The organism is Actinophytocola sp., assembly GCF_036378875.1.
Taxonomy (GTDB): Bacteria; Actinomycetota; Actinomycetes; order Mycobacteriales; family Pseudonocardiaceae; genus Actinophytocola.
Genome location: NZ_DASUVO010000002.1, coordinates 155,211 through 168,962, shown reverse-complemented (window position 1 = coordinate 168,962; position 13,752 = coordinate 155,211). Strand labels below are relative to the sequence as shown.

Sequence of the window (13,752 nt, the reverse complement as noted above, 5' to 3'; positions counted from 1 at the left end):
TTCATACCGATCAACCTAGACGTCCACAGTGGCCCCCGTCGTCTTCTGGCCGTGGTAGGCGGACACGGCGGACGTACCACGAACGCAGTACTTCCGACCGTCCCAAGTGTCCACAGTGGGACGACGCGGACGGCCCCGGTTTCCCGCATCGTTGTCGGCATGATCGAGCTACAGCGACTGACCAAGACCTACGGCGAGAAGACCGCCGTCGACGGCATCACCGCCACCATCCGGCCGGGCGTCATCACCGGCTTCCTCGGGCCCAACGGGGCCGGCAAGTCCACCACGATGCGCATGATCGTCGGCCTCGACCGGCCCACCTCCGGCACCGCGCTCGTCAACGGCCACCCCTACGCCGCGTCCCGCGCACCGCTGGCCGAGGTCGGCGCGCTGCTCGACGCCAAAGCGGTGGACGGCGGCCGCAGCGCCCGCAACCACCTCCTCGCCCTCGGCGCCACCGTCGGCATCGGCAAGCGACGGGTCGAGGAGGTCCTCGCCTCGGTAGGGCTGAGCGAGGTGGCACACAAGCCGGCGAAGTCGTTCTCCCTCGGCATGGGACAGCGCCTCGGCATCGCCGCCGCGCTGCTCGCCGATCCGGCCGTCCTGCTCCTCGACGAACCGGTCAACGGCCTCGACATCGACGGCATCCAGTGGATCCGCGAGCTGCTCGCCGAACTCGCCGCCGAGGGGCGCACCGTGCTCCTGTCCTCGCACCTGATGAGCGAGATGCAGCTCGTCGCCGACCACCTGATCGTCATCGGCCAGGGCCGCATCCTCGCCGACACCACCATCGACGACTTCATCGAGGAGTCCTCCAGCGGCGGCGCGGTCATCGTGGTCTCCCCGGACGCCGGCACGCTCGCGCCGCTGCTCGCCGGCGACGGCGTCACCCTGACCACCCGCGATCCCGGCCGGTTCGAGGTCCGCGGCCTCACCTCCGCCGCCATCGGCGACATCGCCACCGAACACCGGCTCCGCATCCACGAACTGACCCCGATCACGGCCTCGCTCGAGTCCGCCTACCTCGAACTCACCCGCGACAGCGTCGAGTACGCCGGCACCACCAGGAAGGCAGCCTGATGACCACCACGCTCGAACGGTCGACCCGCCCCGCGGAAAGGGCGGCGACCGCCACTCACCCCCAGACCTTCGGCCGGGCCGTCCGCGCGGAGTGGATCAAGATCCGCAGCCTGCGCAGCACCTGGATCGGCATGGCGTCGGTCGCCCTCGTCATGATCGCCTTCGGCGCGATCGCCGCGGCCGCGTCCACCGGCTCCATCTCCCCGGAGGGCGGACCGGGAGGCGGCGGTGACCCCTTCGGCGGCAGCGGCCCCCTCGCGACCGTCCTCACCGGCTCCACCTTCGCCGTGCTCCTCATCGGCGTCCTGGGCAGCCTGGCCGGCGCCCGCGAGTACAGCTCACGCATGATCACCGCCACCGTCGCGGCCGTGCCCCGCCGCTGGCAGGTCGTCATCGCCAAGACCGTCGCACTCACCAGCGTCGCGATCCCCACCGCGGCCATCGGCGTCCTCGGCGCCTACGGCGCGGGCATGAGCATCCTGTCCGCCAACGACTCCCCCACCGTCTCCCTGACCGACGACGGCGTGCTGACCTCGCTCGTGGGCATGGTCGGCTACATCACCGCGATCGCCCTGCTCGGCCTCGGACTCGGCATCCTGCTCCGCAACACCGCCGGCAGCATCGGCGCCCTGGTCGGCGGCATCCTCATCCTCCCCAACATCGCAGGCGCGCTCCTCCCCGACAGCTGGGACACCATCCTGCGCTTCCTCCCGAGCTCCGCCGCCGCCTCCTTCACCGAGGTCGGCGCGGCCGGCGGCAGCACGCTCAGCGCGGGCGCCGGGGTCACCGTCCTCTGCGCCTGGGTCGTGGTCGTGATCGGCGCGGCCGTCCTCACGATCCGCGGGAAGGACGTGTAGGTAACACTTGCGAGTTTTTTCTCAAGTGTGCATCATCTAAGGATGCTGGAGTCGCCGACGTTGCCACCGGCCCGGGACCGCCGAGTGCGGCGGTCCCGGGCCGCGCTGATGTCCGCGACGGTGCGGCTGGTGGCCGAGCGCGGGACCGCGGACGTGCCGATCTCCGACCTCGCCGAGGCCGCGGACGTCAGCCGGCGGCTGGTGTACCAGCAGTTCCGCGACCGCGACACGCTGCTGCTGGAGGCCGCGCTCGACCTGGCCCGCCGCGAGCTCCTGCCCCAGGTCACCGAAGGACCGGGCGACGGGCACGCGCGGGCGCTCGCGGTGGCCCGGCACATGGCCGCCCACCGGGCGTTCTACCGGGCGCTGCTGACCAGCTCGTGCGGGTTCGCCCTGAGCAGGGCGCTCAACAGCCTTTTCCTGCCGATCAACCGGCGACTCGTCCGCATGATGTACGGCGACCGCCTCGACGACCGCCTGCTCGAGGATCTCGCCATGTTGCTGACCGGCGGCTGGGGCGACGTCGTGCACACGTGGGTGGTCGACGGTCCGGCGCCACTGGACGCGGACGAGTTCACCGACCGGCTCATGCGAACGGCCTCCGCACTCCTCGCTCCCCATCAGAAAGGCGCAGCCGATGACGACTGAGGTGTCCGTCGAACCCGAGGTACGCACCGCCGCCGGAGCCGTGCGGGGCCGTTGGGAGGACGGGTTGGCCGTCTTCCGCGGCATCCCGTTCGCCGCGCCGCCCGTCGGCGCCGCCCGGTTCGCCGCACCCCAACCCGCGCCGCGCTGGGACGGTGTGCGGGAGGCGTTCTCCTTCGGCCCGACCGCACCCCAGGACCTCGGCACGTTCCGGCCGGCCGGCGTCAGCCTGCCGAAGCCGCCGACCGACGACTGGCTGACGGTCAACGTGTGGACACCCGCGCCCGACCCGGCCGCGCGCCGCCCGGTGATGGTGTGGATCCACGGCGGGGCCTACAAACTCGGCTCGTCGTCCCAGGGTGGCTACGACGCCAAGCGGATCGCCCGGCACGGCGACCTGGTGGTGGTCAGCTGCAACTACCGGCTGGGCATCGAGGGCTTCGCCGCCATCGAGGGCGCGCCGGCCAACCGCGCCCTGCTCGACCAGGTCGCCGCGCTGGAGTGGGTGCGCGACAACATCAGCGCGTTCGGCGGCGACCCCGACCAGGTCACGGTGTTCGGCGAGTCGGCAGGCGGCGGCACGATCGCCGCACTGCTGGCCATGCCGTCCGCGAACGGTCTGTTCGGCCGTGCCATCGCCCAGAGCGTCCCCGGCACGTTCCTGTCCCCCGAGCTGGCCGCCGGGGTGACCACCGCCATCGCCGCACACCGCGGCCTGCGCCCGACCGCCGCCGACCTGTCCACTGTGGACCCCTATGAGCTGGCGCTGTCCGGCGAGGCGGTGGCCGGCGCCGCGCGACCGGCGGGATGGGGCGTGTGGGCCGAGCACGGCGACACGCTGTTCGCGCCGGTCGTGGACGGCGAGGTGCTGCCGACCACGCCGTGGCAGGCCCTGGCCGGCGGCGCCGCTCGGGACGTCGCGCTCATCACCGGCCACAACCGCGAGGAATGCCGGCTGTTCATGGGCATGTTCGGCAAACTCGGCAAGATCACCGACGAGGACGCGGCCTGGGCACTGCGGGTCTTCGGCGCGGACCTGCCCTACCGGTCGGCCTTCCCGGACGCGTCGGCCGAGGAGCTGTACGAGCGTGTGCAGTCCGACTGGCTGTTCCGCATGCCCACGCTGCGCCTGGCCGAAGCCCAGGTCGCCGGCGGTGGCCGCGCCCACCTGTACGAGCTGACCTGGCCCGCCCCCGGAGCCGGCGGCCACCTCGGCGCGTGCCACGGCCTGGACCTCCCGCTGCTGTTCGGCACCACCGACGCCGACCTCGGCCCACTGCTCCTCGGACCAGAACCACCCGCCGAGACAGCGCGACTGTCCGACCAGTTCCGCACGGCGTGGACCGCGTTCGCCACCACCGGCGACCCCGGCTGGCCCGCGTTCGACAACGAACAGCGCCTGACCCAGATCTTCGACGCCACCCCCGCGGTCACCGCCTACCCCGAGGAGACGTCCCGGCGGCTCTGGCAACACCACGAGTTCCGGCCGCTGGCCCTGGGCTGACCAAACATGGGTAGCCCGGCCGGTTCGGATAGGCACCGGTTACCGATTCGCTGTCCGGTTTTCTGCTGTGGACTCCATGTCATACCGCGCGAACGTCGCGGGAGGGGATGGAAAGCAGAAGATGACCACGACGAGAACCGACGAGATGGCGGACCCGGGGGCTACCGCCGCCGTCACGCCCGGCACCTTGCTGGCCTGGGGACGCAACAACTCCGGGCAGCTCGGTGACGGCACGACGACCGGCCGGGCACTGCCGGCGCCGGTGCCGAACCTGACCGGTGTCATCGCCTTCGCGGAAGGGTCGGGCTTCGGCCTGGCGGTGCTGTCCAACGGCACCGTCCGGGCCTGGGGCAACAACAGCAACGGCCAGCTGGGTGACGGCACGAAGACCGACCGCGCGACGCCGGCGCCGGTCCCGGGCCTGAACAACGTGGTGGCGGTGGCCGCCGGCTCGGGCCACAGTCTGGCGCTGACGGCCGACGGCAAGCTGTTCGCCTGGGGCCGCAACCTCATCGGCCAGCTCGGTCTGGGCGTCGAGGGCACCGACCGGCTCACCCCGGTGCAGGTGAACCTCGGGCTGAGCCGGGTCAAGGCGCTGGCCGCTGGCGACAACTTCACCGTGTTGTTGCTGTCCGACGGCAAGGTGATGACCTGTGGCAGCAACGGCAACGGCGAGCTCGGCGACGGCACCAAGGAGCCGAGGGCCACGCTGGCCCCGGTGCAGAACCTGGTCACGGTCAAGGCGATCGCCACGGGACGGCGGCACGTCATGACGTTGACCTCCAACGGGGTGATCCGGGCGTGGGGCGACAACACCAACGGTCAGCTGGGCAACGGCAACACCACCGACAGTCCACTTCCGACAACGGTGAACACGGACAGCCTCAACGGCAAGGTCATCGCGATCGCCTGCGGCGGCCAGCACAGCCTCGCGCTGATGGCCGACAGCCGGGTCAAGGCCTGGGGCCTGAACGACGAAGGCCAGCTCGGGGACGGCACCACCACCAGCCCGCGAGTGTTCCCGGTGTCGACGGCCGTCGGCGGCGAGAACGCGATCGCGATCGACGCCGGGTTCGATCACAGCGTCATGTTGACGACCGGCGGTGTGGTCCGGGCCTGGGGAAGCAACAGCGAAGGCCAGATCGGCGACGGGACCACGACCAACCGCACACGACCGACAGAGGTGTCGGGTCTGGTGGGGATCACGGGCGTGATCGCGGGTGGTTACTCCACCTTCGCGTTGCAGTGAGGTGAGGGATCGGGCGGTCGGCGTGTCGCGCCGGCCGCCCGTTCTCGTGTGGTCATTCGCCGAAGACTTCCCATGGGACGTCGGTGGCTTTCAGGGGCGCGAACGCGGCGGGGGTGCGTGCCCCGGCCACGAGCTCGACGGTGTCGTCGAACGTGCCGGCGTACACCACCAGATCGGGTGCGACGAAGAACCGGGTCTGTTCGGCGGGCCAGCTCCACGGCGCCAGCGGCACCTCACGCAGCACGGACGTCACCTGGCGCGCCTGTTCCGGCGGTGTCATCGACGAGCCGGCCGTCAGCGTGCCCGAAAGCGCTTCGAACAGACAGAACTGAACGAGGAAGCCGCTCAGCGGCTCCCCCTCGGCCTCCGGGGTGCCACCCGACGGGACCCGCCACACCGTCGGGTCGTCCTCGTCCGGCTCGAACATCCACCAGAAGTTCCCCTGGTTCTCCCCCGCGAAGACCACCAACCCCTCGGCTGGATCGGTCCGCAGCTTGTCGGGCACCAGCACCTCGTTCTGCGTGCCCAACACCTCCGGCCGCCCGGCCGCGATGGCGTACAGCGCGGCCAATGCCGCCGGCACCCCGGTCACCACCGGCGCGACCGCACCGGGAACGGACTCGGGGTACCACGCCGTGAGAAACGCCCGCATCGCCCCGATCCGATCGACCGCGAGCAGGTCGAGCCACGCCAAGCCGTCCTCCGACACGCGACAAGGCTAAAGCTAGGCGAGGCCCTGCGCGCTGGTGCCCTGCAGGGTCACCACACGGTCGAACCGGCCGTCGAGCGCTTCGTCACCGTGGTGCACGACGACGAGACCGCGGCCGCTGGTCCGCTCCTCCAGCATCCGGAGCACCAGGTCCCTGCCGCCCGCGTCGAGGTTCGCGAACGGCTCGTCGACCAGGTAGACCTCCGCGTCCTCACACAGGAGCGCGGCGACGCCGACCTTCTGCCGTTGACCCGAGGACAGGTCCGCTGGCAGCTGGTCGGCCAGCTCGGTCAGCCCCATCGACGCGAGCAGGCGCTCGTCGGCGACCAGCTCACGGACCGGCAGGGGCGGCAGCCGCACCGGCGCGATCAACGACGCGACTCGCGATGGCAACGTGACCACGCCGGCGTCGGGGGCGAGTGTTCCGGCGACGACACGCAGCAACGTGGTCTTCCCACAACCGTTGGGGCCACGCAGCAGGACGTGCTCGCCGGGACGCAGCTCGAAGTCGTCGATCGTCACGTCGACCTCGTCGCCGTAGTGGACCCGGGCGCCTTCGACGAGCACCAGCGGTCCGGCGTCGTGGTAGGGCGCGGTCTGGGACTCTCGGAGGGCGTGGATTCGTTGGAGGACGGCGGAACTGCGGCGGAGCTCCGGGATCATGTTGATGATGGCGACGATCCCGGTGAGGGCACGCCACAGGCTGTTGACGAAGGCCAGGAAACCACCGAACGACAGTCTGCCGGCGAACACGAAGTACGCGCCGACGATCAGCGACGCCGTGTCGGACACGTTCATGACGAGGTCGCTGAGGGTGCGTTGTTTCTGGCCGAGCTGATAGTTGACGAAGGTGACGTCGAGGTACCGCCGAAGCTCCGCCCGGCAGGTCGCCCGCGTGCCGGGCATCAACAGCGACAAGCCGCGCAGGGCCTGGAAGGACGAGAGCGTTCCGGCGAGCGTGTCGACATACCGCGCCTCGGCTTCCCGCTCGGACCCGGTGTTGTCCTCGATCCTCCTGGCGATGCGCTTGCTCACCACCACGAGCGGCGGCAGGACGATCAACAGGATGAGGCCGGCCTGCCAGGACAGGTACAGCAGCACACCGACCAGCACGACGGACGCGGTCGCCTGCCGCGCGAGGCGGATCGACACGTCGACGGCCGGCACGAGACCCTCGCGCACGTCGTTGTGCACCCGGCTGACGTACGACGCGTGCCCGTCCCGCGATATCCGGCGGCCGTCCAGGCCGAGTGTGCGGTCCAGCAGCTCCATCTCCAGCGAGAGCGCGCACGTGTTCTCGAACCGCTTGCGCCACACGGAAACCCAGTACACGGCGAGGTTGAGGGTGACGCCGAAGAGCAGGTAGCAGGCACCGAGGACACCGAACCTGCCGAAGTCCTGGGACAGGACAGCCACGTCGAACAGCGCCTTGAGCAGCAGCGGGTGCAACAGAGCCTCGGTGCCGCTGGTGACCGCCTCCAGGACGAGGATCACCAGGAACTGTCGTCGGTGCCCCGCGAGCGTCCGCCACAACTCCTTCACCGCGCCACCTCGTCCAGCAGGAAGTCGGCCGGACCGCCGGTGCGCAGGCGGTGGAACACCCGGAGCGCACCGGCCGAGCCGGTCATCAGGTCGCAGGAGCAGCGCAACAAGCCGTCACCGGGGAGCGCCAGCGGCGCGATCCCGTCCCGGCGCGGAATCCCGAACCGCGCCGGTGGCTCGAACAGGAACACCTCGCGGACGTGCGCCAGCTGTCGCACCGCGGTGTCCCGGTAGGACGGATCGCCGAGGATCGTGGCCGCGTCCAGCATCGCGTCCGCGATCCCGCTCATGCCGAACCCGTAGCCGCCCAACGAGGTGTGGCCGACACGCACACCCCGCAGCACGGTCCGCGCGGCGTCCAGGTCGCCGTAGCGCAGCAGGACCTGCGCGACACCGGCGGCACCCACCTCGACGTACGGCATTCCGGTCCGCTCGTGGACGAACATGACCGAACCGTCGTCCTGGGGTTCCGCGTTCGCCATCTCCCAGGCCAGGGCACCCTCCCCCAGCCTCAGACAGGACGCGTCGCCGGTGATCTGGTGCATCCGCAACAGGAACATCGCGACGCCGGCCTGGCCGAACCCGAGGCCGGTCAGCGGGCCTTTGGAGGCGAAGTCGTTGAGCCAGTAGACCCACCGCCCGTCACGCAGGGCGGCGGCGGACAGTGCGTGCGCGCATTCCCGTGCCGCGGCGAGATCCCGTTCGTCGTGGCTTTGGAGGTAGAAACGCAGGTTGGTCATGCCGAGCCCGGCGAGTCCATAGTAGAACGTGTAGTCCTCGGCGCCGGCCTCGTTGGCCCGCGCCAGCAACTCCCTCGCCTGTGTGTGCAGCCCGAGACCGTCGGCCGCCCACGCGATCCCGGCCAGGCCACTCATGAGGCCGGCCGGATACTCGTCGACGTCGATGGCCGCCAGCCGGTCACGCAGCCATCGCCGCCATTCGGGCAGTACGGGACAGCCGGAGGCGTTGAGTGCCCACAGGACACCGCTCGCGCCGAAGCCGAGGCTCAGGGGGTTGGTGATGTGCGCGAAGGGGTCGACGGGGAACAGCGAGGCCCGGTCGGTGTCGGCCGAGGCGGCGACGAACGCGGCGATCCCGGCCGTCACGTCGGCGGGCCGAAGTGCTTCCTCGGCAACGGGTTCGGCCGCTGGGACGACGACCGCGCCGACCAGGTCCGCCTCGTCGTCGAGGAACCGCAGCACGTCGGCGAGCGAGATCCGTGCCTGCGCCAGATCGGTGAGCAGCTCGTGGATCCGCGCCGGCCAGCCGAGCGCGTCGGTGTAGGTCCGGTAGAGGTCGAGGACGTCCTCGCGCAGAAAGGACATGGCGGCGACCGGGAACACGAAGTAGGCCATCGTCATCGCCAGGCCGTACAGGTCGTCGTCCGTCGTGGCCGCGTTACGATGGCGCCGGGAATGGCTGAATCCTGGCGTGAACAACTCGACCGAGCCTTGCAGGTGCGCGTCGTCGGCGTCGGACTCGGCCAGGCGGCACGACTCCAGGTCGACGAGAACGACCTCGAAGGTGTAGGGATCGACGATCAGGTTGGCCGGGGTGAAGTCGCCGAGGATCACCTGGCGCTCGTGGGCGGCCTGTATCGCACGCGCCAGCCCGCGGAACACCCTGACGAACGTGCGCAGGTAGTGCCGCGACCGTTCGAGGTCGAACCCCGGCCGGATGAGCGGGTTGTCGTCGAGCAGGACCGAGCGGAAGTCGACGCCCTCGACGAACTCCTCGGCGATGAAATGGTGCTCCCAGTGGCGGAACGTGGCGATCGGCGCGGGAAAGCAGCCGGTGTCGGCCAGCCGGTTGAGGAACGTCCACTCGCGACCGAGGATGTCGACCGCGTCGTGGTCCTGGCGCGGGTTGACGCCTGTGTGGGGCCGTGCTTCCTTGAGCACCACGAGCCGGTCGCCGTCAGCGGTGTCCTGCGCCCGGTAGACCCCGCCGGTGTTGGAGAACTGGATGGCGTCGGTGACGCGGAAGCGTCCACCGAGGAGGTCACCGGACCCGGGGTCGTCGTCGGGTTTCCAGTCGCTGAAGGGCCATGGCAACCACCAGGGCTTCGTGAACACCGGTCGCCGGTCGTCGGCGATCCGCCCGTCGGGGCCGGTGATGTGCGGCTTCTTCCGGCCCATCGCGTCGACGCTGTGGGTGTCGAGGAGCTGCCCGTACCGGAAGTAGAGCGCCTTGCTGTCCTTGTAACGCATGTCGGAGAGCACGTAGGCGCCCGCCGCGTCACGCAGGAGATCGGCGAGCTCGGCCAGGCAGTCGCGGAACTCGTCGTCGTCGCGCGGGTAGATCGTGATGAGCTTGCCGCTGCTGCCCCGTCCCATCGGCTTCTGGTTGAGCATCTCGAAGATGTTGAGATCGAGCGCGATCTTGAAGTCGACGCCGCGGGTGGTGAGGTGCCCGATGACCGCGGCGGCCACCTCGCGCACGTTGCGCTGGGTCGCCGACACGTGGATCTTCCAGCCCTGCGTTGGCAGCGTGGGGTTGTGCCGGTAGCTCCACCAGATCCCCGCGCGGACGAACCGTGACCGAACGTCCTGCGGCAGCTCGGCCAGGAAGTGGTCGCGCCGCGGGGTGTAGTAGACGTCGAGCGGGTCGTAGAACAGCGTGTCGTTCCAGGCGTAGTTGAACCGGTTGACCCAACGTTCGTCGCGCATGACTACCTCTGTGCTTCGTGGGTGGCGGGGGTGAACGGAGCGGTCCATGTGGGCGGGGGAATCCCACATGGACCGCGGTCAACCGATCTAGTCGTTGCAGCACAGCACGAAGCTGCTCGAGGTGCTGAAGCCCAGCGCGCTGTTGTCCGCGACACGCGGCTCGAGCGTCTGAAGACCGAGGACGTTCATGACCGTTCACCTCCCCTACGGCTCACAGGTTTTCGTGCCTCAACACTGGCCGTGTGGGTGCGCGGGGACATCGGTGGCGGTTGCCCATCTGTCGGTGTTCGTTGCCCATGCCGGACACGCGGGTGCCCAGGTAACGGCGGGCAACGCGGCGGCGACCCCTCTAGCACCGTGTCGAAAGGAGTGTCCCGATGTCGGTTCGAGCCGTGACCGGGCTGCCTGTCCTGTCGGCACTGGAGGTCGCCCTCGGGCAGCCGGTGGGCACCGTCGCGCCGCGGGCCACGGCCGTCGATCCGGACCCGGTGCACGCGGTGCGGGCCGCGTTGCTGCCGGCGTTGGTCCGTTCACCGTGCGTCGTGGCGTTCTCGGGTGGTCGGGACTCGTCGTTGCTGCTGGCGCTGGCCGCGGACCTCGCGGCGCGGGAGGGCCTCGACCCGCCGGTCGCGGTGACCTTCCGGTATCCCGGTGACCCGGCGGCCGACGAGTCGGACTGGCAGGAGCTGGTCGTGGCTCACCTGAAGGAGCGAGGGCTGCCGGTCGACTGGGTGCGGCACGACGTCACCACCGAACTGGACCTCATCGGCCCGCTGACGGCGCCTGTGTTGCGTGCGCACGGCCATCCCACCTATCCGGCGGCGTTGGGCAACACGCTGCTGCTGTCCCGGTACGCCCGAGGCGGCGCTCTCGTCACCGGCAACGGCGGCGACGAGGTCCTCGGCGGTCACCGGATCGCGGTCCTGCGCGCGGTGGCGCGGCGACGGGGACGCGGGCTCACGGCAGCGGACAGGCGGCTGGTGGCGGTGTGCGTAGCGCCGGCGTTGGTACGTGGCGCGCTGGCGTTCCGCGAAGCAGGCGACGCCGCGTGGCTGCGCCCGGCCGCGCGGCGAGTGGCGCTCGCCGAGGCCGTGCGGACGGCCCGGACCCGGCCCCTGCGCTGGGATCGCAGCGTGTGGGGGGCGCTGGCGCCGCGGGCGGTGACGATCGGCGCTGCGACACGAACGCGTGTCGTCGACGCTGCCGGCGCGCTGCTCGTGGAACCGTTGAGCGACCCGGCTTTCGTCGCGTCCTACGCGAGCTTCCGAGGCCGCTGGGGCGCTCTGACCCGCACGGCGGGCATGCGCCTGCTCGCGGCGGGGCTGCTGCCGGAAAACGTGCTTGGCCGCCGGGACAAGGCGGCGTTCAACTCGTCACGGTTCGGTCCGCTCTCCCGTGCGTTCGCGCGTACCTGGGACGGGCAGGGGGTGGACGAGCGCCTTGTGGACCCCGTCGCGCTACGGGCGGCCTGGTTGTCGGAGCTGCCCCCGCCGGCCACCGCGATGCTGCTGCAACAGGCGTGGCTGAGTGGATTCGCTGCGTAGTCGGCGTTAACGGACCGTGCCAGGCGGGCGACTGACCATGGGCCGGCGTTCGCCGCCGGTCGATGGTTCACCGAAAGGAGTTGATATGAAGAAAGAATATGTCCCGCCCACGCTGGATGAGCTCGGCACAGTGCCGGAACTGACGCTCGGTCAGTCGAGCGGCAGACGGTTGGACGCGGACTTCCCTGCCGGTTCCCTCTTCGGGGAACTGACCTTCTCCTGATCCGGCGCCGTCAAGGCGAGCGGGACCTGTCGCCGAACAGGGCATAGTGGACACCAACAAATCCTCCTCCCGGTGCTGGCGCGGGACGCGTCCCCTGCCGAACGTCCAATGCCCACCACGTCGGCGACAGGTCCCCTTGCCCACGAGAGCTTGTCAGCGCATCAGCCAGGCGCGGCAGGCGAGTTGGAGAGCGAGTCGTTGCTCGGGGTCGCCCAGATCGACGCAGAGCAACGTGGTGATCTTGCGCAGACGGTAGGTGATCGTCTGCGGGTGGACGTTGAGGTCCTTCGCCGCCTTCGCCGGTGAGCTCTGGTGGTCGAGATAGGACTGCAGGGTGCGGACGGAGTCCTCGGCGGCCTGGGGGCCGAGTTCGGTGAGCGGGGCGAGCAGATCGTCGACCGAGGCGCGGGTCATGTCGGAGGCGTACCACTCGACCAGCATGGGGTTCAGGCCGAGCGCGTCGATCGCGACGATGTCCTGTGTGGGCACGGACTGGCGGGTGGCCGCGAGCGCCGCCCTGGCGTCGGCGGCGGACGTACGCAGTCCCTCGGCCCGCCGGTGCGCTCCGCCGATGCCGCACCGGACGACGAGGCCGGGGAACCGTTCTCTGGCGGCGGTGAGCGCGGCCGTCGCGGCCTGGTGGGCGGCGCGTGCCGCGGCCCGGCCGGGGTTGGTTTCCGTGGTGCGGACCAGCAGCACGTCGCCGCCGATTCGGGTGCCGTACCAGCCGGCACCGTCCGTTCCGTTGCCGGCGTGGACCGCGTCGAGCGTGGTGTTGCCGACGGCGTCGAGGTGGGTGGTGCCAGTCGACTCGCCCCGTGACGAGGACAGCTCGAACCGCAGCACCTGGTGCCAGCCGTCGACCGCGACCCCGAGCGTCCTGGCCCGCGCCACCAGCGGGGCACGTTCGGACTCGGGGGCGAGCAGCAGTTCGCCGAGCAACCGACCACGGTCCTGGATCGGGGCCAGGTCGGTCCGCCGACTCTCCGCGACGGCCCGCGCGTAGGCGTCCGCCGCGAGCCGCACGACGGTGCGTGCCGCGATCACCCAGGCCCCCGCCGCCCGGTCGGGCAAAGCGGCGGTGACGTACCCGTCGGCGCCGCCGTCCACCTCGACGAGGGCGGCTGGTTCGGTGTGGTCGGGATCGCGGATCGCGACGTTGGTGGCGAGCGCCTCGGCCGCGGCGGCCAGGATCGCGGCCGCCTTGTCCCCCTCGGTGCTCTCCGCCTGGGCGATCAGGTGCCGGGCGGTGTCGACGCGGGCCAGGGCGATGCTCACGTCACCGACGAGTACACGTCCGACGGCGATCACGAGCGAGGTCGGCTCGGTGCCGGGTGGGGCGGTGAGCAGGGCGAGCGCGTGGCGGTCGGCGATGCGTTTGGCGGTCGGCTCGACCGAACCCTCGTCGATCCCGGTCAGCACCACGGCGGCCGCGCCGGTGGCGGCGGTGTCGCGGAGCGCCACGTCGAACTGGTGGCCCTGGGCCTCGAGGAAAACCCTGGGTAGCACGATCGCCAGCTGGTCGGTGGTCAGCGCACGCAGTTCGCGTTGTTCGGCGACGATGCGCACCGAGCGCACGACCCGGTCCGCGTCCCCGGCCAGCAGCGTCAGCGACGACAGGTCCGGTGCGGACAGCAGTTCCCGGACGCTCGCGGCGCCCGTCTGGTCCGCGGATTGTCGTTGCGCGATAAACACGACCTATTTCCTGTTGTGCGAGGCTAACCACGCTG

General features: G+C 70.7%; 12 protein-coding genes. 7 read left to right on the top strand and 5 right to left on the bottom strand.

What is annotated here, in order from left to right; genetic code table 11:
• Nucleotides 1-159 precede the first annotated feature (159 nt).
• The 5 genes from VF106_RS00890 to VF106_RS00870 all read left to right on the top strand — a co-directional run bounded on the left by VF106_RS00890 (nt 160) and on the right by VF106_RS00870 (nt 5,335).
• The gene (locus tag VF106_RS00890) at nt 160-1,080 is read left to right on the top strand and encodes an ABC transporter ATP-binding protein (protein WP_330837572.1); all 921 of its coding nucleotides are present in this window, start codon (nt 160-162) and stop codon (nt 1,078-1,080) included.
• On the top strand, nt 1,080-1,937 hold the full coding sequence (locus VF106_RS00885; RefSeq protein WP_330837571.1) for an ABC transporter permease: 858 nt from the start codon (nt 1,080-1,082) through the stop codon (nt 1,935-1,937). The genes VF106_RS00890 and VF106_RS00885 overlap by 1 nt, the downstream gene beginning before the upstream one ends.
• 42 nt (nt 1,938-1,979) lie before the next feature.
• Nucleotides 1,980-2,585, top strand: a complete 606-nt coding sequence (locus VF106_RS00880; protein ID WP_330837570.1) for a TetR/AcrR family transcriptional regulator — start codon at nt 1,980-1,982, stop codon at nt 2,583-2,585.
• Nucleotides 2,575-4,086 carry a carboxylesterase/lipase family protein gene (locus VF106_RS00875; protein ID WP_330837569.1) on the top strand — a complete coding sequence of 504 codons (1,512 nt, stop codon included), beginning with the start codon at nt 2,575-2,577 and terminating at the stop codon, nt 4,084-4,086. The genes VF106_RS00880 and VF106_RS00875 overlap by 11 nt, the downstream gene beginning before the upstream one ends.
• 121 nt (nt 4,087-4,207) lie before the next feature.
• On the top strand, nt 4,208-5,335 hold the full coding sequence (locus VF106_RS00870) for an RCC1 domain-containing protein (protein WP_330837568.1): 1,128 nt from the start codon (nt 4,208-4,210) through the stop codon (nt 5,333-5,335).
• Between the two features lie 52 nt (nt 5,336-5,387).
• Here the strand turns inward: VF106_RS00870 and VF106_RS00865 are convergent, their stop codons facing one another.
• The 4 genes from VF106_RS00865 to VF106_RS00850 all read right to left on the bottom strand — a co-directional run bounded on the left by VF106_RS00865 (nt 5,388) and on the right by VF106_RS00850 (nt 10,444).
• Entirely contained in the window at nt 5,388-6,044 is a 657-nt protein-coding gene (locus VF106_RS00865) for a hypothetical protein (RefSeq protein WP_330837567.1), read from the bottom strand.
• A 15-nt stretch (nt 6,045-6,059) separates the two neighbouring features.
• Entirely contained in the window at nt 6,060-7,586 is a 1,527-nt protein-coding gene (locus VF106_RS00860; protein ID WP_330837566.1) for an ATP-binding cassette domain-containing protein, read from the bottom strand.
• Nucleotides 7,583-10,255 (bottom strand): class III lanthionine synthetase LanKC, encoded by a 2,673-nt coding sequence (gene lanKC / locus VF106_RS00855; RefSeq protein ID WP_330837565.1) that lies wholly within the window; start codon nt 10,253-10,255, stop codon nt 7,583-7,585. Before lanKC ends, VF106_RS00860 begins: the two co-directional genes overlap by 4 nt.
• Nucleotides 10,256-10,342: 87 nt before the next feature.
• Nucleotides 10,343-10,444 (bottom strand): class III lanthipeptide, encoded by a 102-nt coding sequence (locus tag VF106_RS00850; RefSeq protein ID WP_330837564.1) that lies wholly within the window; start codon nt 10,442-10,444, stop codon nt 10,343-10,345.
• 188 nt (nt 10,445-10,632) lie between these two features.
• Here VF106_RS00850 and VF106_RS00845 point away from each other — a divergent pair, with 188 nt between their 5' ends.
• Together VF106_RS00845 and VF106_RS00840 are read left to right on the top strand one after the other, a co-directional pair.
• The gene (locus VF106_RS00845; RefSeq protein WP_330837563.1) at nt 10,633-11,799 is read left to right on the top strand and encodes an asparagine synthase-related protein; all 1,167 of its coding nucleotides are present in this window, start codon (nt 10,633-10,635) and stop codon (nt 11,797-11,799) included.
• Between the two features lie 85 nt (nt 11,800-11,884).
• Entirely contained in the window at nt 11,885-12,022 is a 138-nt protein-coding gene (locus tag VF106_RS00840; RefSeq protein ID WP_330837562.1) for a lasso RiPP family leader peptide-containing protein, read from the top strand.
• A 153-nt stretch (nt 12,023-12,175) separates the two neighbouring features.
• Here VF106_RS00840 and VF106_RS00835 read toward each other — a convergent pair whose 3' ends face one another.
• Complete coding sequence (locus VF106_RS00835; RefSeq protein ID WP_330837561.1) at nt 12,176-13,717, bottom strand: PucR family transcriptional regulator; 1,542 nt, start codon at nt 13,715-13,717, stop codon at nt 12,176-12,178.
• Nucleotides 13,718-13,752 lie beyond the last annotated feature (35 nt).